Source organism: Neobacillus sp. S1115 (assembly GCF_055385565.1).
On the sequence record NZ_AP038275.1, the window covers coordinates 2,257,006 to 2,278,458 of the forward strand.

The 21,453-nt window shown below is 37.8% G+C and carries 18 protein-coding genes and 1 pseudogene; 15 read left to right on the forward strand and 4 right to left on the reverse strand.

Annotated features, from left to right (window positions below):
• Positions 1 to 23: 23 nt before the first annotated feature.
• Positions 24 to 524: a redoxin domain-containing protein gene (locus ACZ5B7_RS11055; RefSeq protein WP_241113659.1), complete on the reverse strand. Its 501-nt coding sequence runs from the start codon at positions 522 to 524 to the stop codon at positions 24 to 26.
• Positions 525 to 710: 186 nt separating this feature from the next.
• On the reverse strand, positions 711 to 1,208 hold the full coding sequence (locus ACZ5B7_RS11060; RefSeq protein ID WP_464493754.1) for a CcdC family protein: 498 nt from the start codon (positions 1,206 to 1,208) through the stop codon (positions 711 to 713).
• Between the two features lie 286 nt (positions 1,209 to 1,494).
• Between ACZ5B7_RS11060 and ACZ5B7_RS11065 the strand changes: the two genes are divergently transcribed.
• The 6 genes from ACZ5B7_RS11065 to ACZ5B7_RS11090 all read left to right on the forward strand — a co-directional run bounded on the left by ACZ5B7_RS11065 (position 1,495) and on the right by ACZ5B7_RS11090 (position 9,491).
• A complete protein-coding gene (locus tag ACZ5B7_RS11065; protein ID WP_464493755.1) occupies positions 1,495 to 3,042 on the forward strand; it encodes a bifunctional GNAT family N-acetyltransferase/carbon-nitrogen hydrolase family protein in 1,548 nt (515 codons plus the stop codon).
• 33 nt (positions 3,043 to 3,075) lie between these two features.
• Positions 3,076 to 4,005 carry a glutaminase A gene (glsA, locus tag ACZ5B7_RS11070; RefSeq protein ID WP_464493756.1) on the forward strand — a complete coding sequence of 310 codons (930 nt, stop codon included), beginning with the start codon at positions 3,076 to 3,078 and terminating at the stop codon, positions 4,003 to 4,005.
• Positions 4,006 to 4,072: 67 nt separating this feature from the next.
• On the forward strand, positions 4,073 to 4,699 hold the full coding sequence (locus tag ACZ5B7_RS11075; RefSeq protein ID WP_464493757.1) for a fumarylacetoacetate hydrolase family protein: 627 nt from the start codon (positions 4,073 to 4,075) through the stop codon (positions 4,697 to 4,699).
• Positions 4,700 to 4,867: 168 nt separating this feature from the next.
• Positions 4,868 to 5,398 carry a TetR/AcrR family transcriptional regulator gene (locus ACZ5B7_RS11080; protein WP_464493758.1) on the forward strand — a complete coding sequence of 177 codons (531 nt, stop codon included), beginning with the start codon at positions 4,868 to 4,870 and terminating at the stop codon, positions 5,396 to 5,398.
• 181 nt (positions 5,399 to 5,579) lie between these two features.
• Entirely contained in the window at positions 5,580 to 8,663 is a 3,084-nt protein-coding gene (locus tag ACZ5B7_RS11085; protein ID WP_464493759.1) for an MMPL family transporter, read from the forward strand.
• Positions 8,664 to 8,900: 237 nt separating this feature from the next.
• A complete protein-coding gene (locus tag ACZ5B7_RS11090; protein WP_464493760.1) occupies positions 8,901 to 9,491 on the forward strand; it encodes a hypothetical protein in 591 nt (196 codons plus the stop codon).
• 45 nt (positions 9,492 to 9,536) lie between these two features.
• Here ACZ5B7_RS11090 and ACZ5B7_RS11095 read toward each other — a convergent pair whose 3' ends face one another.
• Complete coding sequence (locus tag ACZ5B7_RS11095) at positions 9,537 to 9,737, reverse strand: hypothetical protein (RefSeq protein ID WP_464493761.1); 201 nt, start codon at positions 9,735 to 9,737, stop codon at positions 9,537 to 9,539.
• 100 nt (positions 9,738 to 9,837) lie between these two features.
• Between ACZ5B7_RS11095 and ACZ5B7_RS11100 the strand changes: the two are divergent.
• The 5 genes and pseudogenes from ACZ5B7_RS11100 to ACZ5B7_RS11120 all read left to right on the forward strand — a co-directional run.
• Positions 9,838 to 10,383, forward strand: a pseudogene (locus tag ACZ5B7_RS11100) (5'-nucleotidase C-terminal domain-containing protein); the annotation flags it as partial.
• A gap of 247 nt (positions 10,384 to 10,630) precedes the next feature.
• Positions 10,631 to 10,798 (forward strand): hypothetical protein, encoded by a 168-nt coding sequence (locus ACZ5B7_RS11105; protein WP_464493762.1) that lies wholly within the window; start codon positions 10,631 to 10,633, stop codon positions 10,796 to 10,798.
• 345 nt (positions 10,799 to 11,143) lie between these two features.
• The gene (locus ACZ5B7_RS11110; protein ID WP_464493763.1) at positions 11,144 to 12,673 is read left to right on the forward strand and encodes a Ppx/GppA phosphatase family protein; all 1,530 of its coding nucleotides are present in this window, start codon (positions 11,144 to 11,146) and stop codon (positions 12,671 to 12,673) included.
• A gap of 180 nt (positions 12,674 to 12,853) precedes the next feature.
• Positions 12,854 to 15,061, forward strand: a complete 2,208-nt coding sequence (locus ACZ5B7_RS11115) for an RNA degradosome polyphosphate kinase (RefSeq protein ID WP_464493764.1) — start codon at positions 12,854 to 12,856, stop codon at positions 15,059 to 15,061.
• 311 nt (positions 15,062 to 15,372) lie between these two features.
• Positions 15,373 to 17,769, forward strand: a complete 2,397-nt coding sequence (locus ACZ5B7_RS11120) for a M14 family zinc carboxypeptidase (RefSeq protein ID WP_464493765.1) — start codon at positions 15,373 to 15,375, stop codon at positions 17,767 to 17,769.
• 268 nt (positions 17,770 to 18,037) lie between these two features.
• Here the strand turns inward: ACZ5B7_RS11120 and ACZ5B7_RS11125 are convergent, their stop codons facing one another.
• Entirely contained in the window at positions 18,038 to 18,397 is a 360-nt protein-coding gene (locus tag ACZ5B7_RS11125) for a hypothetical protein (RefSeq protein ID WP_464493766.1), read from the reverse strand.
• A gap of 259 nt (positions 18,398 to 18,656) precedes the next feature.
• Here ACZ5B7_RS11125 and ACZ5B7_RS11130 point away from each other — a divergent pair, with 259 nt between their 5' ends.
• The 4 genes from ACZ5B7_RS11130 (at position 18,657) to ACZ5B7_RS11145 (ending at position 21,325) form a co-directional block, all read left to right on the forward strand.
• The gene (locus ACZ5B7_RS11130; RefSeq protein ID WP_464493767.1) at positions 18,657 to 19,472 is read left to right on the forward strand and encodes a DUF2935 domain-containing protein; all 816 of its coding nucleotides are present in this window, start codon (positions 18,657 to 18,659) and stop codon (positions 19,470 to 19,472) included.
• 164 nt (positions 19,473 to 19,636) lie between these two features.
• Entirely contained in the window at positions 19,637 to 20,740 is a 1,104-nt protein-coding gene (locus ACZ5B7_RS11135; protein ID WP_423801879.1) for an AI-2E family transporter, read from the forward strand.
• Between the two features lie 213 nt (positions 20,741 to 20,953).
• On the forward strand, positions 20,954 to 21,097 hold the full coding sequence (locus ACZ5B7_RS11140; protein WP_464493768.1) for a hypothetical protein: 144 nt from the start codon (positions 20,954 to 20,956) through the stop codon (positions 21,095 to 21,097).
• A gap of 90 nt (positions 21,098 to 21,187) precedes the next feature.
• A complete protein-coding gene (locus ACZ5B7_RS11145; protein ID WP_378581283.1) occupies positions 21,188 to 21,325 on the forward strand; it encodes a hypothetical protein in 138 nt (45 codons plus the stop codon).
• Positions 21,326 to 21,453: the final 128 nt, after the last annotated feature.

Here is a 21,453-nt window from a genome sequence, read left to right on the forward strand (position 1 = left end):
TTATTTTACTCTCTTAAGATCATTTAAAGTTTTCTTAGTACATCAAACAGCTCTTCATTATCAGGCTGCCGATCAAGTGGATGGACATCAATCCACTGAACAATACCTTCTTTATCAATGATAAACAGGGCACGTTCGGAAGCCCCATATGCAGCCTCGCCTTTGTTTTTGCGAAGGACTCCATATTTTTCCGAAACTTCTCCGTGCGGATAAAAATCGGAACAAAGCGGGTAAGAAATACCGCCAATTGATTTTTGCCAAGCATCATGACTGTGGACACTATCTACTGAAATACCCAAGACCTGGGTATCGAACTCTTCAAAACGAGGTAAATCATCCTCGTAAGAAGGCATTTGCGCGCCTCAAACTGGGGTCCAATCTAGTGGGTAAAAACAAAGAAATACATTTTTTGTTCCGCGGAATTCGCTCAAAGTAACCCTGCGGCCGCCATGTGCTTCCAAAGTGAAATCAGGTGCCTGGTCACCAACCTTTAAGGTGCTTGTTTCCGTAGCTCCTTGTGGCATGTAAATCTCTCCTTTCCAGTGATTTTTTCACGAACACCTTTCATTATTCCCATGTCCCATCTACCTTATCCCAAAATTAGTTAATGGCAGAAAAATAAGTGCTTTTTGAAAAAATGACTGGATGAAAAATAATCTGGGCACGACATTCATTGATAAAATGTCGTGCCCAGATTTTCTAGGATAAAGTTATGCTTTAATCGTTACAATCTCTTCGTTCAGCATTTGTGATTGTTTTACCTTTCTAAATTTAACAAAGGAAATAATTCTCCATGGAACAACATAGCCAACAGCAACTGTAAAGAAAAGCATACTTAAACTGATTGGATCGATGCCGGAAATAAATTGTCTTAAAGCGATTCGAATTACAAGAACGGCAATCAGTGCAATAAAAAAGACTTTATTTTTTTGTGCATAAATTTTTCCGTCCTGACGAATTTCATAGTTGGTTGTAAAGATAAGCGGAACTGCAAGCAATACTCCGATTAAAGCTGCAACGCCAACTTCCCAAACTTTTAAGTGCAATTGAAATTGTAAAAGTGCGGAAAACCCCGGAAGTAAAAAGACCATCGGGAGCAATATTTTGATCCCCGACCCTTGAACCGGACGAACCATCGCCCTCGTACGTCTCCAAAATACCAATCCAAAAATCACAAAGAATATTCCATACATTGCTAATCCGTTCATTTTTCATTCTCCTTTTCTGGTAAGCTTATTTTCAATTTCATTTTGTTTTTCTTATTTACAACTTGATTATAAGGTCACCGGAAATTCGAATATAGTCACCTTCGTCAACAGTAATATATGACTTTAGTCATTATTTTTTTAATTTTTCAACGTTTGTTAAGGCAATGTCACACTATTGTATGAAATACGCAACTCAGGAAAAAATTTAATATGCACCCTTTTAAGTTAAAAAAGCATTTAAATAGATTAACTACATACGTTCCAATAAGAAAAGGTTGTGAAAACCATGTCAGAAACAGATATGTCAAAATACGAGAAGAAAATTGAGATTCGCAACATCCATATTGAAGACATAGATGATATTATTGCGCTTGGTAAAGTTTGCTTCCCCAACATGGACCCATGGAAGCGGGAGCAACTGCTTAGCCATATTCGAATTTTCCCTGAGGGTCAGATTTGTGTGGAATACGAGGGTAAAATCGTAGGTTCCTGTGCAAGTCTTATCGTCAATTTTGACGAATACGACGACCAGCACACCTGGGACACCATTACAGATCATGGGTATATCACGAATCACGACCCAAGTGGACTTAATTTATATGGCATTGAAGTGATGGTCGATCCTGAATATCGACGCATGAAATTAGGCCATCGTCTTTATGAGGCTCGAAAGGAGCTTGCCGTTCGTTTAAATCTAGAAAGCATCATTATTGGCGGACGAATCCCAAACTATCACAAATACAAGGGTGAAATGACTGCACGTGAATATGTGGAGGAAGTGGAGAAGCATAACATTTATGATCCTGTGTTATCCTTTCAGCTTCTGCAAGGCTTTAAAATTAAACGGATTAATACGAGCTACCTTCCAGACGACAAAGCGTCTGATTCAATGGCCACCTTGATGGAATGGAATAATGTCGATTATCGGCCCAAATCAAAGCGTATTTATCGTACATCATTCCCCGTTAGAATTTGCGTCGTCCAATATATGATGAAGAAAATTGACTCTTATGAAGATTTCAGTACACAAGTGCAATATTATGTGGACGTTGCCGCTGATTTTGGTTCCGATTTTGCGGTGTTTCCAGAAATATTCACGACCCAATTGATGTCCTTTCTTGAAGAAAAAAGGCCAGACCGGGCAGTAAGGAGGCTTTCGACCTTTACAGATCAATATATAGAACTGTTTACGCAGCTTGCTGTAAGATATAACATCAATATTGTCGGCGGAACTCATTTTATCGAAGAAGATGGAGATATTTACAATGTCGGTTTTCTTTTCCGCCGGGACGGCACGATTGAAAAACAATCGAAGCTTCATGTGACACCTAACGAGAAAAAGTGGTGGGGAATCGCTGAAGGAAATGAGATCAATGTATTTGATACAGATTGTGGAAAAGTTGCCATCCAGGTATCCTACGACATCGAGTTTCCTGAACTCTCACGAATTTTAGTTGAAAAGGGCGCCAATATTATTTTTGTCCCCTTTAGTGCAGAAGATCGGCAAAGCTATCTTCGCGTACGCTACTGTGCCCAGGCCCGTGCCATCGAAAACCAAGTTTATACCTGTATTGCCGGAAATGTGGGCAATCTAACCCATGTAGAAAACATGGATATTCAATATGCACAATCTGGCATTTTCTCGCCGGCCGATTTTGAGTTCGCAAGGGACGGGATTGTCGGGGAATGTGATGCGAACGTTGATACCGTCGTGGTTGGCGATGTTGACCTTGAGAAATTGAGACGCTCGCGGAATTCCGGTTCGATGCGGCAATTACGTGACCGGAGGCATGATTTGTATCGAATAGAATGGAATGGCTTATCAAAAAAATAAATTTAAAGGTGCATTTACTACGGGTGATAAATTATGCCATGTCAATCAAGTGACGAATTAAAGAGATTAGTGGAAGAAGCAAAACGATGTACGAAAGATGGGAAAGTCGCAGATTATATTCCCGAGCTGGGTAAAGCAAATCCTCATGCGTTGTCGATTGCGATAAACTATCCAGATGGTAGATGTATCTCTGCAGGAGATATTGATAAAAAGTTTACCTTGCAAAGTGTTTCGAAGGTTATTAGCTTAGCATTGGTTTTAATAGAAAATGGCTTTCACTACGTGTTTGAACGGGTTGGGATGGAGCCAACCGGAGACCCGTTTAATTCGATTGCTAAGTTGGAAACCATGGCTCCAGCCAAACCGTTAAACCCGATGATCAATGCCGGGGCACTTGTCGTAACTCATATGATAAAAGGGGATTCGGTAGAGGAGCGGTTCAATCGGTTATTAGGCTTTATCCGGGAATTGGCAGGCGACCCTGCCATTGGCTATAGTGAGACGGTAGCCCGCTCGGAGTTTGAATCGGCTGACTTAAACCGGGCGCTTTGTTATTTTTTAAAACAGCATAAAATCATTACTGAGGATGTTGAAACATTATTAGATTTATACACCAAACAGTGTGCGGTGGAAATGAATTGTTTGGATTTAGCAAGAATTGGGATGATTTTTGCAATGGATGGTGTTGATCCACTTAACGGAAAAAGAATTATGCCTGACGATGTAGCGAGAATTTGCAAAACATTTATGGTTACGTGCGGAATGTATAATGCCTCCGGTGAATTCGCCATAAAAATAGGCATCCCGGCTAAAAGTGGGGTATCAGGCGGAATCATGGGGTCTGTTCCTGGTAAATTTGGTATTGGCATTTTCGGTCCCGCTTTGGATGAAAAAGGGAACAGTGTCGCTGGACTTAAACTTCTAGAACTTTTGTCAAGAAAATATCGGTTGAGCATGTTTTAAGCGATTCCTTATTGTATAGTTGATGTAAGAGTAAGTTTTAATAATTACTATAAAATGAGGGATTGTTATGAATAAGATTTCTAATATCTATTGCGTCGGTCGAAACTACGCTGAGCATGCTAAGGAACTGCAAAATGAAGTGCCGACTTCTCCGATTATTTTTTCCAAACCTACTCATGCCTTGACGGAAGCTGTTGGTCAGGAAATTTTACTGCCTGGAAATCGAGGTTCTATCCATTTTGAAACAGAAATAGTGATAAGGATAGGAAAATCCTATGAAAAGGGAATGAGAGTAGAGGAAATAGTCGACAGTATGGCCATTGGCATCGACTTTACCCTACGGGATGTTCAGAGTGAACTTAAGAAAAAAGGCCAGCCATGGCTATTGGCAAAAGGATTTCCGAACTCTGCTATTGTGAGCAAATTCATCTTCTTTCCAGGGATAGAAGAAATGATGAAGACCGATTTTTCTCTTCTTATAAATGGTAAAACGGTACAGCAAGGGAACATAAAAAATATGATCTTTGATTTGCAGACCATAATTGATTTCATCGCCCTAAACTTTGGATTAGGGGAAGGAGATTTAATCTTTACGGGTACTCCTGAAGGCGTTGGACCAGTAAGGGACAAAGATCATTTAGAATTGCTTTGGGGAACTTCGGTTCTTGGTGGAAGTATTATAAAACTTAATTAAATTACTTAACAGGCTCTAAGGAATACCCTTGAGCCTTTTTTGACTTTTTTTTAGCTTGTAGCTTGGGGAATGTCTATTCTTGTCTTGCTATCTATTGAAATATAACCGTACAATAGATTTCGCTAGTATTCGATTATCCTCAAAAAATGAATATAAGGAATGTGCACTATGAACTATACAACCGAACGCACGAGACGCCAAATCATCCAAAGCTTTATTCATGTTCTGCAAACAAAACGATTCTCGTCCATCACTATTCAAGATATATGTGATGATGCCTTAATTCATCGCACCACGTTTTATCGTTATTATGAAGATAAATACAGTTTACTCAAAGATTTTATTTATCATTTATCTGAAGAGATTATTCATTTGAATAAAAAATCGAATGCTGACCCATTTAAACTACTTGTTGATTATGTAGAAAAAAACTCCGTGTTATTTGAAAATACTTTATTAGGGTCTGATGGACATATTTTATTCAAAAGCATGGTGAAAATTGCAAGTGATATTATACGGGAACATTCCAAAACAGAAAACGATCCCATTTCTAAAAAGATCAATCAGTCGAAGTATCCTGATGTCATTTGTGACTTATATGCCACTTCATTTATGACCATTTTACAGAATTGGATGAGTAAAGAATATAATTACCAGAAAGACGAGTTGTTCGAAATCTTTAATCAGGTGATGAATTAATAATACAAATTACTTTAAATGTATTATTTTAACACGCTCGTTCCTTTTTGCTCTTTGAACCCATCTTTCCACCTTGCTATAGTGACTATTGTGAAAAAGGATTTTTTGATGTTTTATACTTTCCGAGAGAAACCAACAGGGAACTTAAGCATTAAAAAACAACATGGGAGGGAGCTGCAAGGTGAAAACAATCATAAAAAGACGTTGGGCAATATTTGCCATTTGGTTAATTGCGACCATATTGCTTACGGCCATTCAACCGGATATCAATGCCATATTGCGACAAAAAGGACAGCAAGGAACGAGTAATGACAGTCCTTCAGCCATCGCAGACCAGATCCTGAAAAAGATGGAGACCACTAAAGGTACGAACAACATTATCGTTTTTTACGATAAACATAAAATTTCTAATGATGACATGAAAAAAATTGGTGATGCTGTAAAGGCCATAAGCGATGACAGCTCAGAGCTGGGTATTGCAAACATGATTGATCCTTTCAGTATACCTGAAGCAAAAAGCTCTTTAATTTCTAAAGATGGTACCACACTGATGGTGAGTTTCAAGCTCGATAAGAAAGCAAGAGAAATTGATGATATCAAAAAACAACTAGACAGCAAGCTTAGTAAAGTACCTGTTGAATATTATCTTAGCGGTGAAGATTTTATCAATAATGATTATTTGAAGGCATCACAAGCAGGAGTCGAGAAGAGTGCTGCATTGACCGTTATTTTTATTTTAGTTGTCCTTATCCTTGCATTCAGGTCAGTAGTTACACCTTTTATTTCCTTAATAGCAGTAGCCTTTTCCTATTTATGTTCGATGGGAATCGCCGCTCAATTAATTGATAAAGCAGGGTTTCCGATAACAAGTCTGACCCAAATGCTTCTTATACTCATTCTTTTTGGTATCGGTACAGATTACAACATCCTTCTTTTCAATCGATTTAGGGAGGAACTATCCCATGGTAACTCGATTAATGATTCCATCGTAATCACCTATAAAACGGCGGGTAAAACGATTGCGTATAGTATTCTAACGGTATTTATCGCGTTTCTTGCTCTCGTTTTTGCCGAATCACCAATTTATAAATCCGGTGTGGTTGTCGTGATAGGTGTAACCATACTATTGCTTGAAATTTTGACCTTAACACCATTCATTATGAAAGTTTTAGGCAAGAAGCTCTTCTGGCCTTCAAAGAATGTATTGGGCCATAAGGAAAACAAGTTCTGGGGGAAAACATCCTCCTTTGGAACAAAGCATCCTATTATAACAGTCGTTGTATTACTTTTGATCATAGGGCCAATGGTGTATTTACATCAGGAAAAGCTCAACTTTGATACCATTGGAGAACTTGGTAATAAATATCCTTCTTCCAAAGGATTTAATATTGTGGCGGAACATTTTGGCAAAGGCCAGGCAATGCCAGCTACTGTTGTCATTGAAAATAATAAAACACTAGATAATAATGAGTCACTTGCCGTCATTGATGACTTGACCGAGAGACTCAAGAGTATTAATGGGGTTAAGCAGGTTTCTTCAGCAACACAACCTCAAGGAGAGCCAATTGCTGGTTTTTACGTCGACAGTCAAATGGGGTCTGTAACGGATGGTATTTCAAAAACTCAAGATGGTGTGGATCAAATAAATGATGGCTTGAAGCTTGCTCAAGAAAAATTGGGATCTGCGGACTTTTCACAGGTTAACCAAATGGTGGATGGTACAGCCAAGCTTCAAGAAGGTATGACCGCCCTAACAAATGGATTAAAGCAAATCCAATCCGGAATAGATGGTGGATCAAGCAACTCCCAAACGATTATGAGCGGCATTGCTGCCATCCAAACGAATTTGTCAAAGATGAGCAATGGAGTAGCGGTGTTAGCAGATAATTATGGGAAAATGCAGGCTGGCTACGCTGAGATGGGAACCCACTACCAAGGTGCAGCACAGGCACTGCTTGGTGTAAAAAGCGCACTCACGCAAATGCAGACCATGGTGGATGCTTTAGGCAGCAGTTATTCAAATTCGAGTAATGACACCAATTACCTAGCACTAAAGCAAACAATTGATCAGGTATCATCGTCTTTAAGTCAAATTACACCTGAAGGAATCAACACATTAAATGAAAATTATAATGCAGTAACGGCTGGTTTCGCTACAGCAAATAATAATCTTGCCAGCATGAGCAGCGGCTTATCCCAGATGGCGGATGGTTTGAAAAAGCTGGAAGATGGCCTAGGGAAAGCTTCGTCGGGAATAGGTACAATCGTAACTAATATGAATAGTGTCGCCAATGGACTTGGCCAGATGAAGACAGGTCAGCAGCAGCTTGTAGCAGGTCTCAATGGATTCAGTACGTTTGGACAAAAGCTATCAGAAGTAAACGGTGGTTTACAGCAGATTTCTGACGGTTTAGGAAAGACGAATGGTTTCTTAACACAGTTTAATACAAGTAAAACCTTCTTTATCCCGAAGGAAGCATTGACGGATGAAAACTTTAAAAAATCATTAGACGTGTTCATGTCCAATGATCGAAAAATTACGAAGATGACGATTGTGTTAGAGAATGATCCTTATTCTAAAGATGCTTTAAACACAATCAATAAGATCAATAAAGCTGTTTCAAATGGACTAAAAGGCACAAATCTTTCACATGCCAAGTCGGGTGTGTCAGGACCAAGCGCCACAACGAATGATATGAACGATATCTTGAGCCGTGACTTGAATAAAGCAACCACGATCGTCATTATCGGAGTATTACTTGTCTTGTTCTTAGTCATACGTTCGTTCTGGACACCAGTTTTCATCACTGCGTCCCTTTTAGGAGCCTATTATACTGCAATGTTTATCATTAACTATATTTTCATAGATTGGCTGGGATATGCCGGTATTTCTTCCTTTGTTCCATTCTTCTCTTTCATCATCATTGTAGCCTTGGGAGTGGACTATAGCATATTCTTAATGATGCGTTATAAGGAATATCAACATCTGTCGCCAAAAGAGGCAATCGTTTTGGCTTCCAGACATACAGGTGGAGTCATTATATCGGCAGTCATTATACTCGGTGGCACCTTTGCTACACTAATGCCATCCGGAATTATCCTGTTGGGTGAATTGGCAATAGCCGTCATCACAGGTCTAGTCGTCCTATGCTTTATCCTGCTTCCGGTCTTTTTGCCGGCGATGATTGCCTTGCCAGAAGCCCTTGCCAAATTATTTTCCCGTAACAGGGAAGACGAATTGAGCTTGGAGGAAAAAGTAATTTAATAAGTAGGTAGAGGATCCCGATGGCAAATGCTATCGGGATTATTTTGTTTACTCCTTCTTACGACATTTTTTGATCAGGTGATAGGACTTTTTTAGTAAAAACCATGATTAATGTGGATTTATGTAATAATAAGCAGGAATTTAAGTTTTTAAAAAGAAATATAAAAGATATGTTGAAAGATAAGGAGAAAAACTGTTTTTAATCATTCTATTAAGGTTTGAAAGAAGGTGTATGATATGATGGATCATTTTTTTGCAGACTATAAAAAATTTATTGTTGTACCGGAAGATGAAAAAAAACGCAATGAAGTATTTGATCACAAAAACTATGCAGCATATTATATACTAACACTGTCTTTATTTGATCCACGAATATCGTGCTGGAGAGATGCGGGTAAATTTGAAATAGATATTGATAAAAGTATCGAAACGGTACTAAAGGGCTTTAATGAAAAGCAGCGTGAGAGGTACCATCTTCAATTACTGGAAGTAGATAAGTCCAAAAACTATTTTATCTTAGCCCTTTCTTCAAAAATAAAATTTACATCAGAGGAAGAACAGGACAGCATTTCTTTTATTATTGATAGAATATTAACGAACCCTTTTTATGTTGCGCAAAGCTGGTTCAACCTAATTGGTGAAAAAGGAAGAATCGCGCGTAAACTATTTAGCTGCTCGTTTAAGGAATATGTGATTGAAGATTCAACCAATCCAAATAGGGAAGAAAAATATGAAAATATTAGTGAATTTCCTAAACCAAATGGAGAAATTAAACTGCTTAAAAATTCTTTGAAACGAGATATTCTCCAAGAAAGGGTACCTAGATAATGATGAGTTATCTAGGTTTTTTTATATGGGGAAAATTAACTTATGTTACTCTTTTTCTGAAATTACCCACCCATCAGGTGTCTTTACAATATGATAAACATCTTCATTGAATTCTTTTCGTAATTCTTTATATTCCTCATTTTCAATTTTAATCTGTGTTTTTTTAATATATTTCACCATAATTTCTGGTTTCTCAACTTCAAATACTAAATCATTGATTATAAAATAGGTTCTTTTGTGTTTCATGAATGAATTCCCCCTCGCACATTTCTTATGTATAGAATTTGTCAAAAATGAATAAAACCCTATAAATCCTATGTAAAATTTTTGTAAAGAGCGCAAAGGTGATCTTGCACTTGGGAACTTGATTGCGGATGGGATGAAGGCTGAAATGAATGCGGACTTTGCCTTAATGAATGGAGGCGGTGTCCGTGCAAATCTCGATGCTGGGAAAGTAACGTTTGGAGACCTTTTCTCTATACAGCCTTTCGGCAATGTGTTAAATAAAGTAAAGCTTAGCGGTTCAGATTTGGAAACTGTTCTAAATAACCAAATTACACCTTCTACTGAGGTTGATGGGACACAAACATACAGATTAGATTTCCATGTTGCTGGTTTTAAGTACACGTGGGATGGAAATACAGGTAAAGTAGTAGACATCCTCTTGCCAGATGGGTCAAGGATTGACAGAAATAAAGAATATACAGTAGTTGTTAACAACTATATGTATGGTAATGTCAAATATGGTATTAAAGATCTTGCAACAGATTTAGAAGTTGGCCCAGAAGATCTTCAGGGAACTGTTAACTTTGTAAAAACACTTTCGAAACCATTTGAATATAAAGCGGAAGAGCGCATTAAACTATTAGTGCCATTGGCTATTGCGCAATAAAATGAATAAACTCATAAAAGTCTTGGTTTAGTAGCTCCTAAACCAAGCTTTTTTTGACTGTTGTTCAATCCTGAAGGCTCAACAGAAATGTAACTAAAGACTTCCATTTCCTTTCCTGTATTCAGGAAAATAGTAGGATGCTGTGGAAAATACTTAATAAAACTTTACATTAAATTAATCAGTATTTAATAAAACGCTTATAAAATAAAATGAGTAACAATGATTGATTAAGGGGGAATTTGTATTAATGTTAAATCAAAACGTTCTTTATAATAATAAAAAATATATTCTCCTTTATGAGTACACTTCGGGTTTTTGCGAAATAAAAGAAGTTGATTCTGCTGATTATTATAAAATCGAATTAGTACATAAATCGGAATTAAAATTTCATCCAACAAATAGTTTTGATCTATAATTCTTAAAGACTAATGAGGTGTTTGGAGTGGAAAATATTTTTTTATCAATTTATTTAACCACGATTATTTATACTCTTTTATATATTAACTTACCTATTTTGCATGGCGAAGACTTTAAAAGCGTGGATAATTTTTACAATAACAATGATTGGGTTGAATGATTGATATTTGAGACAGGAATCCAGTGTTCCTGTCTCTTTTAATAGAAGCACAAACACTAACTGAAAAAAATTTTCCGCTAAATTGATTTTAACGAAAATTTTACATTACGGCCTTGAAGTCAAGGAAATCAAATTATACGATTAAATAAACAATGCTAAATTCTAAAAAGGGTGATCGTAGTTTTGAAAGAAAAAGTGGCGGTTATTGACATAGGTTCTAATACCATTAGGCTTGTCATTTATGAAAAACTAGAAAAGGGCAGACAATTTAAAGAAGTTGAAAACATTAAAAAGACAGCACGTCTGCGGGCATATCTGGATCATCAACAATCCTTAAAAGAAGAAGGTGTTTTTTTAATCATTGAAACCCTTAAAAGCTTTAAAATGATCATCAACCTTTATGGTGTAAAAGAAATCATATGTGTGGCAACTGCAACCATAAGACAAGCTAAGAATAAGGAAAATATCGTACAAATGATTCAGGAAAAGACAGGGTTATCAATCAATGTATTGGACGACTATGAAGAAGCCTATTACGGTTATTCAGCTGTTGCTCATTCAATCAATATAAAAGAAGGTATCACTGTCGATTTGGGAGGAGGGAGTACTGAAATTACCTATTTCTCCAACCATAAACTCGTTCATTATGCTAGTCTTCCGTTTGGCGCTTTGTCATTAAAGCTACAGTTTGTTCAGGGGGATGTCCCTGCTGACCAAGAGTTGATGGAGATTCGTCAGTATATAAGAGATCAGTTTAAAAGCCTTCCATGGATTCTGAATAAACAGGTCCCGATCATTGCGATGGGAGGAAGTGCTCGGAACACTGCCCAGCTTCATCAAAGCTTAACACGATATCCGATTGCGGGAATTCATCAATATGAGATGAACGTATCGGATATTACTGAAATAAAAGAAAGGATTAAACCTTTATCTTTTGCTGGACTACAAAATGTAGAAGGTCTTTCGAAGGAACGGGCCGATACCATTTTGACGGCCTTTGAGACATTTGAGATTTTATGTGACATATCAGGGGCGACAAAGTTCGTTTTAAGTAGTAAAGGGTTACGTGAAGGCCTGCTATACAGTAAGTGGAGGAAAGCAGAAGAGGATGCTACATCCCTGATTGATTCTGAAATCCGTGAACTGATGGAGGAATATGATATTGATTTAAATAAGGCTAAACAATTAACCGAAATAGCGGTTATGCTTTTTGAACAAATAAAGGAAGTAAAGGGAGATGAAATGGGGTTATCGGATCACGATCTCCACCTGATAAAAACAGGTGCTAATATCTTCCACTTAGGGAAATATGCCAATGAAGAATCTAGCCCAGTTACATTTTACTTGTTGGCAAATAGACAAATTGCCGGACTCTCCCAACAGGATCGTGTGAAATTAGCCCTGATTTCATCTTATAAGGGAAGGGGAACTTTTCGGCAATATATAGAACCTTTTAAGAATTGGTATTCCAAAGAAGAACGAAAAAAACTATGCTTGCTGGGAGTTATTCTAAAATTATCTAGGTGTTTAAATACGACAGAGCGTGGCATTGTTCATGCGATAAAGATTAGTCCATATGAAAATTGTTGGGTCATGAACATAAAATGTCGCGAAAATTTTGCTCCTGAATCACACCAGTTGGATAAGCATAAAAAACATATTGAAAAACTATTGAAAATCACACTCGTTCCAGAATATCAATTGATAAAGTAATATTTGTGTATTAAACTAGGTGACCGTGTATAACTATATTAATGCGGTCACTACTGTTGCCAAGAACCATGTCTTTACATCAAATTAATATTGAATTTACAATAGTTTAACATTTTAATGATATATTAAATTTTGTTAAAGTTATAAATTTGTAATGTTAATAAAGGAGATGTAACATTCGTGGACACATCAAGTAAAGACAGCACGATCATAAATATAGATAACCCATCCTATTATAATAATAGGGAGTTAAGTTGGCTGTCTTTTAATCAGAGAGTCTTAGAGGAAGCAATGGATAAACGAAATCCTTTATTAGAGCGATATAAGTTTTTGGCGATTTTCAGCTCAAACCTAGATGAGTTTTTCATGGTTAGGGTAGCAGGTTTATTAGACCAGGTGAAGGCCGGATTTAATCGACCCGAAAATAAAGCAGGATTAACACCAAAAGAGCAACTTGCTGCCATTTCTACAATCACGCGCAATCTGGTTGAGAAGCAAGATTATACGTATTTAAATGAATTATCCCCTAAATTGGACAAGGTTGGGGTCAGAATAATCCCTGTCTCAGAAGTAAATTCCAGATATTTAGCTTACTTAGAGACATATTTTGATGAACAACTTTTCCCAGTTTTAACTCCAATGGCAATTGATGCTTATCGTCCTTTTCCAATGTTATTAAATAAATCATTGAACCTGGCCATCGTCCTAGAGGAAACGGAAGAAAAAGGAACCCCATTTCCTTTTAATGGTAAGCTGGCGATTGTACAAGTTCCAGCAGTGATTGACCGCTTCATTGAGCTACCTTCAAATGATTGCCAAAGACACTTTGTGTTATTAGAACAGGTGATTTCCCATTTTATTCAAAAATTATTTAGAGGTCAGCTTATCCATTCTGTAACTCCATTCCGTATTACAAGAAATGCAGATTTAGATATTCATGAGGACGAAGCCGTCGATTTATTACACGAAATCGAAGAGGAGCTCAAGAAGCGCAAATGGGGGGCAAGTGTTAGATTAGAAGTCCAGCTTCAATGCCATGACGAACAAGTGGTTTCCTATTTAATTGAGGAGTTGGAAATCCACGATAAGGATGTCTATTATGTTCAGGCGCCTCTTGATTTAACGTTTCTCTTCTCATTTTGTAAAGTTGTTCGAACCACTCATGAGAACCTAGAACAACCATCCTATATTCCTCAGCCCCCTCAAGATTTAGATAGAGAAGAAGACATTTTTACTAAAGCTCTTAAGGAAGATATTTTGCTTCATCACCCTTATGAATCATTTGAACCGGTGGTTCAATTTATTTCTCAGGCTGCCGATGACCCAGATGTATTGGCCATTAAGCAAACGCTTTATCGGGTAAGCGGAAATTCTCCTATCATTAAAAGTCTGCAGAGAGCAGCGGAAAATGGAAAACAAGTAACGGTTCTAGTTGAATTAAAAGCGCGTTTTGATGAAGAAAACAATGTACAATGGGCGAAAGAATTAGAGCAAGCTGGCTGCCATGTGATATACGGAATGACACACTTAAAAACCCATAGTAAAATCACGCTTGTTGTACGGCGAAAACAAGGGAAAATAGAACGTTTTGTCCATTTAGGCACTGGAAATTACAATGACGCCACAGCAAAGCTCTATACAGACATAGGATTAATTACCACAAATGAAGAAATTGGCATCGATGCGACCAACTTTTTTAATTACTTAAGCGGCCATATGGAAATTCCAGAATATCATCATTTATCGGTATCTCCATTTGGTATAAGGGATTCTGTCATTGAGTTAATTGATCAGGAAATCGTTCACCATAAGGAAAATGGAAATGGTCACATCATCGCCAAGATGAATTCATTAACTGACAAGAAAATCATTTTGAAATTATATGAAGCCTCTATTGCAGGTGTTGAGATTGATTTAATTGTGAGGGGAATTTGCTGCCTTCGTCCAGGAATTAAAGGTGTCAGCGAAAATATAACCGTCAGAAGTATTGTCGGTGTGTTTTTAGAGCACTCGAGGATTTACTATTTTCACCATAATGGAGAAGCGAAATTATTTTTATCATCTGCAGATTTAATGACAAGAAACATGGAAAATCGTGTTGAAATCCTTTTCCCAATCCTTAAAAGTCATTTAAAACAACGAATTAAGGGATGGCTGACACTTATGTTGGAGGATAATAGCAAGGCACGTGAGCAGGATTCCACTGGGGAATATTATTATGTAAAAAAAGCAGAAAATGAAGTTGAAATCAATAGTCAACAAGTTTTATGCAGAATGGCTTATGAAAATAAGAATGAAAAGCAGATTTCTAAAAAGATCCGGAATAAAAATTTGGGTAATCCTCCGTTCTCTGGCTTTCGTAAGCTTTTGAATTATGTTCTCTACTAACCTTTGAATAAATAAGTTGTATTGGCGCTTAGAGCGAGAAAAAAGTGGCGAATAATATAGTAGATGAGCTTGAGTCTTAGACTCAGGCTCAGGCTCCTTTTTTTCTAGGTGGTTAATTATGGAATTATCCCCTCCTTGCCCAAACATTAATGGTGCTAAGCAGCGGAAACGCCTGTTTAATAATAATAGATACTAAATACTATTCCATTAACTTACAATTAAGGAAAATAGTAGGATGTTATTTTCATTTGTTGATAATAGAATAAAAATACAATAAGGATAGTAAATATACAAAATTAGGGGGTGAATCAATGAAAAAGAACAAAAAGAAAAAAGCTGCAGCAAGCTTGTTGATTATTAGTCTAGTTTCCACTGTGCCATTTTCAGCTGGTTATGCGGAAGGTCAAAAGTGGACAAACGTTAATACATACGAAGAACAAGATGGGAGCAAGTTTAATAGTGAGAACTATCATTTTGTTAAGTTCTCGCAAATTGGCACGAGGCTAAAAGATATTGAGAAACAATCCAACCGTGTGAAGGTTGAAGTCCGTGGAACATCAGCAGACGGGAATCCTCTTTATGTTGTCACCATTGCAGACCCAACCACACAAGGAAAATTTGGTAAAATACAATCTTTAAGGAAACAAATGTTTAAAAATCCAAGCAAAGCTCAAGACTGGATTGCCGCCAACCCAGATTTTAAAGTTCCGATTATGATCAATGGTTCAATACATGGAACAGAGTTTGTAGGAAGCGATGCAGTTCTTCAGTTAATTGAACGCTTTGCGACACAGGATGATCAAGAGACAAAAGATATTTTAGCTAACAATATACTAATTTTTAATGTTGTCCAAAATCCTGATGGCCGTGTCAATGCTACCCGTTTTAACGGTGAAGGAATTGATTTAAACCGTGATTTTATCACGCAATCACAGCCGGAAACGCAGGAAACGGTTGAGTTGATTAAAGAATGGAATCCGATGGTATTCCTTGACACACATGGTTATGTAAAAAATTATGCTCCAAACCATCAAGGCTTAATCGAACCTTGTACACCACCGCATAATCCGAACTATGAGTATGATCTTTATAATAAATGGGCGTATCAGCAGGCTGAAGCAATGGAAGCCAATATCATGGCCGATCAAGCTAGTTTTACAGGTAATTTGTATAAGAGCATGGAGGGTGTTTATGTTCCGCAGCGCGATGACTCCGCGGGCTGGGATGACTATTCGCCAATTTTTACTCCGATGTATGCGATGTACCATGGTGCCTATGGTCACACATTAGAAGCACCGACCAACGATTGGGATGGTGTTCGCTGGCAGTATGATGCCATTATGGGCGCACTGAAATTTGCTACAGAGAATAAGCAGGCAATGATTACCGATCAAATTGAAATGTTTAAACGCGGAATCAACTTTGACCATCCGTTCCATAAGGACGGCTTCTTCCCAAAAGCTTATATCCTGCCTGTCAATGAACAGGATCCAACTGTAACGGATAAAGCCATTAATCATTTGCTGAAAAACGATATTGAAGTGGTTCAAGCGGCAAAAGGTTTCATTGTTGATGGAAAAAACTATCCAAAAGGTACCTATATTGTAAAAATGGATCAAGCCAAGGCTGGATTAGCCAACACGATGCTATGGGATGGGGAGGACATCTCAAATGATACACCAGCTATGTACGATATTTCAGCATGGAGCTTACCGGGGCTTTGGGGCTTTGAAGCTATTTCAACGCAAAATGATGTGAATGTAGTTACAACAAAAGTTAACCAGGTTACAGAACAAGGGGCGGTTACCGGAAAAGGGCCTTTTGTTATACCGAATAGTTCAGTAAAAGCTGTTAATCTAGTAAATGCACTACTTCAGCAAGGGGTATCTGTGAAGCGTGATGATAAAGGTGACTTTTATGTGGAGGCAGCAGCTAATCAAATTGCTTCTGCGGTCAAGGCATCTGGCCTCCAAGTGGGAAGCACTGAAAAGGTACCAGCTAATGCAGCTAAATTATCGAGCTTAAAAGTGGCTATCTTGAAGGATGGCGGCATGGGGAAACAGCAGTCCCATAGCGGTACGAAGCTGGCCCTTAAACGACTTGGCTTTGCCGTAACGGAAGTGACACCAGTTGAGGTGGCTGAAAATGGTTTAAGCGGATTTGATGTATTTGTCTATAGCGGAACAGAAAGTCTAATCTCCCTGCCAGATAGATTATCAGCTGCCAATAAAGAATTTGGCTTCCAAGCTGCTAGCCAATTTGATTCTTTTAAAAACAATGTTAATGATTTCTTAGGTAATGGCGGAAAATATATTGCGGTTGGTGCAGGGGCATCGAACGCAACAAAAACACTGGGCCTTACTGATGATACAATTAACACCGCCGGATCTAACAGTAACGGAATCGTAAAGGTAAATTATTCGGGAACTGGGGTAGCTGCCGGTTATGACCAGGATGATCTTGGTTTTGTTTACCGCCCGGTTTGGTATACTGGTACAGGCAATGATGAAGTAATTGCTAGTTTAGGAAGTAATGATGATTTCTTTATGGCTGGTCATTGGATTAATAAAAAAGCAGATGCCAAGGGTCAGGCTATAATTGTGAAGGAGCAGGATAAAGACGTAACTCTAATCGGATTAGAAGCTGGATTCCGTGATCATACAGATTACTTGTTCCGTCTATTATCCAATGCCATTTTTGAAAAATAAGAATGAAGTCCGGGCTTGGCTCAAAATATGAGTCAGGCCTTTTTATGTGTAAGGTGAAAATATGTTTGTTTTGACTGATTACAGGGGGTTCAGTGAAGGAGCGGTTCAATCGATTATTATGCTTTATTAGGGAATTGGCTGGCGACCTTACTATTTGGTAAAGTGAAAGGGTAGCCCGCTCAGAGTTTGAATCGGCGGATTTAAAGGGAACAGTGTGGCCGGACTCAAACTTGGGACGGTTCTTGCGTTTGAGGCACAAGAACCGTCCCTATGTTTCATTTTGAGGGAAGCATTTTTCATAGACAACTTGAAATCCATACAGTACGAATGATTTTATTAGAAATACGAGGGATAGTTGGAATTTATTTAGTCTTACTAAAGAGACATATCCTATTTTCTTTAACCAATTCAACCCAATGAAAGTAAAAATGGAGTCAATAATGATATTCACCAAAAGGTAAAGATTGAACTTTCCATAGGTGAATTTTAAAATCCATAGGGAGCCAACTAAGAAAGGTCCCAATATTAACGGTAATTCTGCAAAAACATTGGGTTTGACTGAATAAGGAAACCACCACCATTTTTTCTTTTCCGCAAATCTTCCTTCTGCAATCAGATATAAGCTCATAAAAATGCCGCCTGGCAGAAATCTTTTAAGTGTTTTCCTCCCCAATAACGAAATGCTTAGCCATGGTAAAATGGTCATGAAAATCATCAGTGTTTTATCTGCTTTTTTCAAGAAAATATTCTATTGATATTTCTATTTTTACCTTTTCATGGTTGTTTATGTGATGGAATAATGAATTTTTATAAGCCCTATGGTTCATTTCTTATCGGCCCAACAATAACATTTACTGTGAGGGGCAACTAAGAAAGGGGCGGGAGATATGATTTCATTATGGGAAGAACATGTATTTTGGTTAGAAGTACTTCGCGACCATGCTTATTTTGTCCGAGATCATTTATCTGTGAGTGAAGTTGAATACGTGCAAACGGCTGAACAGTATATACAGTTGTTTGATGATTTGTTGAAACAATTAGACCTCGTATCACCCAATGTTGTCCATAATGATCCTTCAGCAATGGAGTTTTCAAGAAGAGTCTGGCCGATTGCGGAAGGGTATTTCGAATTTGAGGGAGCTCTTCAGGCTCTTAGAATTGAGAATGCAGTCAACTTGAATTTGTCCCCGACCTACCTTAACGGTACATTAAATGAAAACCAGGAATATTTAAGAATCTTAACTTATTTCGTGAAAGGTTCAGATCCAGTTCCTCTCAGTCTCGTCCAATTAATGGATTTGTGGCTTGAGGATCAGCTCGGGCATGCTGTATTATTTAAAAATTTAATTGACCCAATTGAGATTATGGTTTCCAAACAAACTGATCTCTATATCGGTAAATATCAAGCTTTCATTGTTCAGAATCATCATTTAAAAGGATATTTGCGGTTCAAGGAGCCGGGGTTTGCAAGACAAACAGATTTTGCTGTAGAAGTCGGGAAAACCACACTCGAAATGAGCAGGTTTATCTATGCTATGACCATGAAATATAAAGGAAACATGCTATTAAATAAGGAAACGTTACGATTTTTAATCCATCATTTTCCTGAGACCTGCTATTTTATTAAAAAATTGAGTCACTATGCGCCCCAGTTGCAGCAGGAAGCCGGCCAATGCTCATTAAGGAGGGTTTCATATCTGTAATTTTATGAGCAGTTACTGCGATAAGTAGATTCGGCGATCCTATATCCGCAATAATTTTTAAAAAGAACATAGAAAAAACGATTAAAATCCCTATGAATATACTGTATATTATTCCAATACTTTGATATACTTTAACCCAAATATAGAGGCAAGGGGTACAAACCGTGTCAAAATCAAAATTACAATTCTGGCTCATTCAAATTTTGCTTATTTTATCGATTATTTTCGTTTCAACAAAAATTACCTTTATGTTTAAGCCGATAGGAGTCTTTTTCTCAACGGTTTTCTTTCCCATTCTGATTACTGGATTTCTTTATTTCCTTTTAAATCCATTAGTGAATTTTCTCGAACGTAAAAAGCTGCCAAGAATCGCCTCGATCCTTATCATTTATGTCGGGTTTATTGGCCTCCTTGTGTTGGCGATTAGCAGCTTGGTTCCGATTGTTTCTAAACAGGCGACGGACCTTGCCAATAATCTGCCGGTCTTTGCTCATGAGACTACTGAGTTTTTGAAAAATATGGTTAAGTCTTCAGAGTTTAAAAGCTTTCGGGATACCCAAAGTGAAATTATTGACACGATCCAGCAACGGTTAATGGAATATGCAAATACATTGCCAAAAACACTGACGAACGCTCTACTTGGTTTGTTTGGTATGGTCACCAATCTGGCTATTATTCTTGTCACAGTACCATTTCTATTATTTTATATGTTTAAGGATGGTCATAATTTTCCAAAAGCCGTTTCAAATTTTATTCCGGCAGGTTACAGAGATGAAGGCCTAAAGATTTTAAAAGAAACAGGGGAGACATTATCTGCCTACATCCAGGGGCAGGTTATGGTTGCCCTGGCAGTCGGAACCTTGTCTTTTATCGGTTATTTAATCATTGATTTGCCCTATGCGTTAATTTTGGCGATCATTGTTGCCTTTACCAACATTATTCCTTATGTAGGCCCAATCATTGGCGGTGCCCCTGCTGTACTTGTTGCTTTGTTTGAGTCACCAACGAAAGCTTTATTAGTTATTGTCGTGATCCTTGTCGCTCAGCAAATAGAAGGGAACTTCCTGTCACCGATGATCTTAGGTAAATCTTTGGATACACACCCGGCAACGATCATCATTATTTTATTGGCTGCTGGCAACCTGGCAGGCGTACTCGGAATGGTCTTGGCAGTCCCAACCTACGCTGTTTCAAAAGTAATTGTTTTAAACCTAGTCCGATTTTTGAGAGCGAGAAAAGCTGCAAATAAGATCGTAGAGGGAACTTGAGTCTTAGACGCAGGTTCCTTTTTGAAACAGGGGTGCAACACGGGGACGGTTCTCGTGTGTCAGAAAATGAGACACAAGAACCGTCCCTGTACTTCAGGAATATTTTATATATGTAATTTACATATAAAGGTGGTCTGTTGTATAATAGGTGTAAATTACATATATAAGTAGGGAATGGCGTTAGGGAACTAACATCGAATGGAGGCTTTTTTTATGAGTGATCAAGAGGAAATTTTGCTTTATAAAACTTCTCAAATCCTTAATAAAGACACAAGCATGATGAGGTTAAACGATATTATTGAGGAGCTGGTAAATATTATCGAGTTAAACGTAAAGAATAGGGAAAATACCAATTGATTATAACTTTATGTTAACTGTTTTTATCGTATAATCCCAATAGATCAGGTGATAATAATCCCATGATTCTTTTAAACAAGGAGTGGGATAATGTATCAAATAGCCGATATCACAGAAAATGAGAAGGAAAAGATAAAGCAGCTTGAACATGAATTAGGCTTAGTATTAATTGCCTACGACGATAAAAACGGCGTGCAGATGAGGGAATACAGCAAGGACCTGAAGTAGTAACAAGGAACCTGTAGAGTAGACATTTTGAAAAAAGTCACTCTATAGGTTTTTTTTGTGGAAAGCTCATGAAGGCAGTGAAACATGGGGACGGTTCTCGTGCATCATGCCTGCGATGCACAAGAACC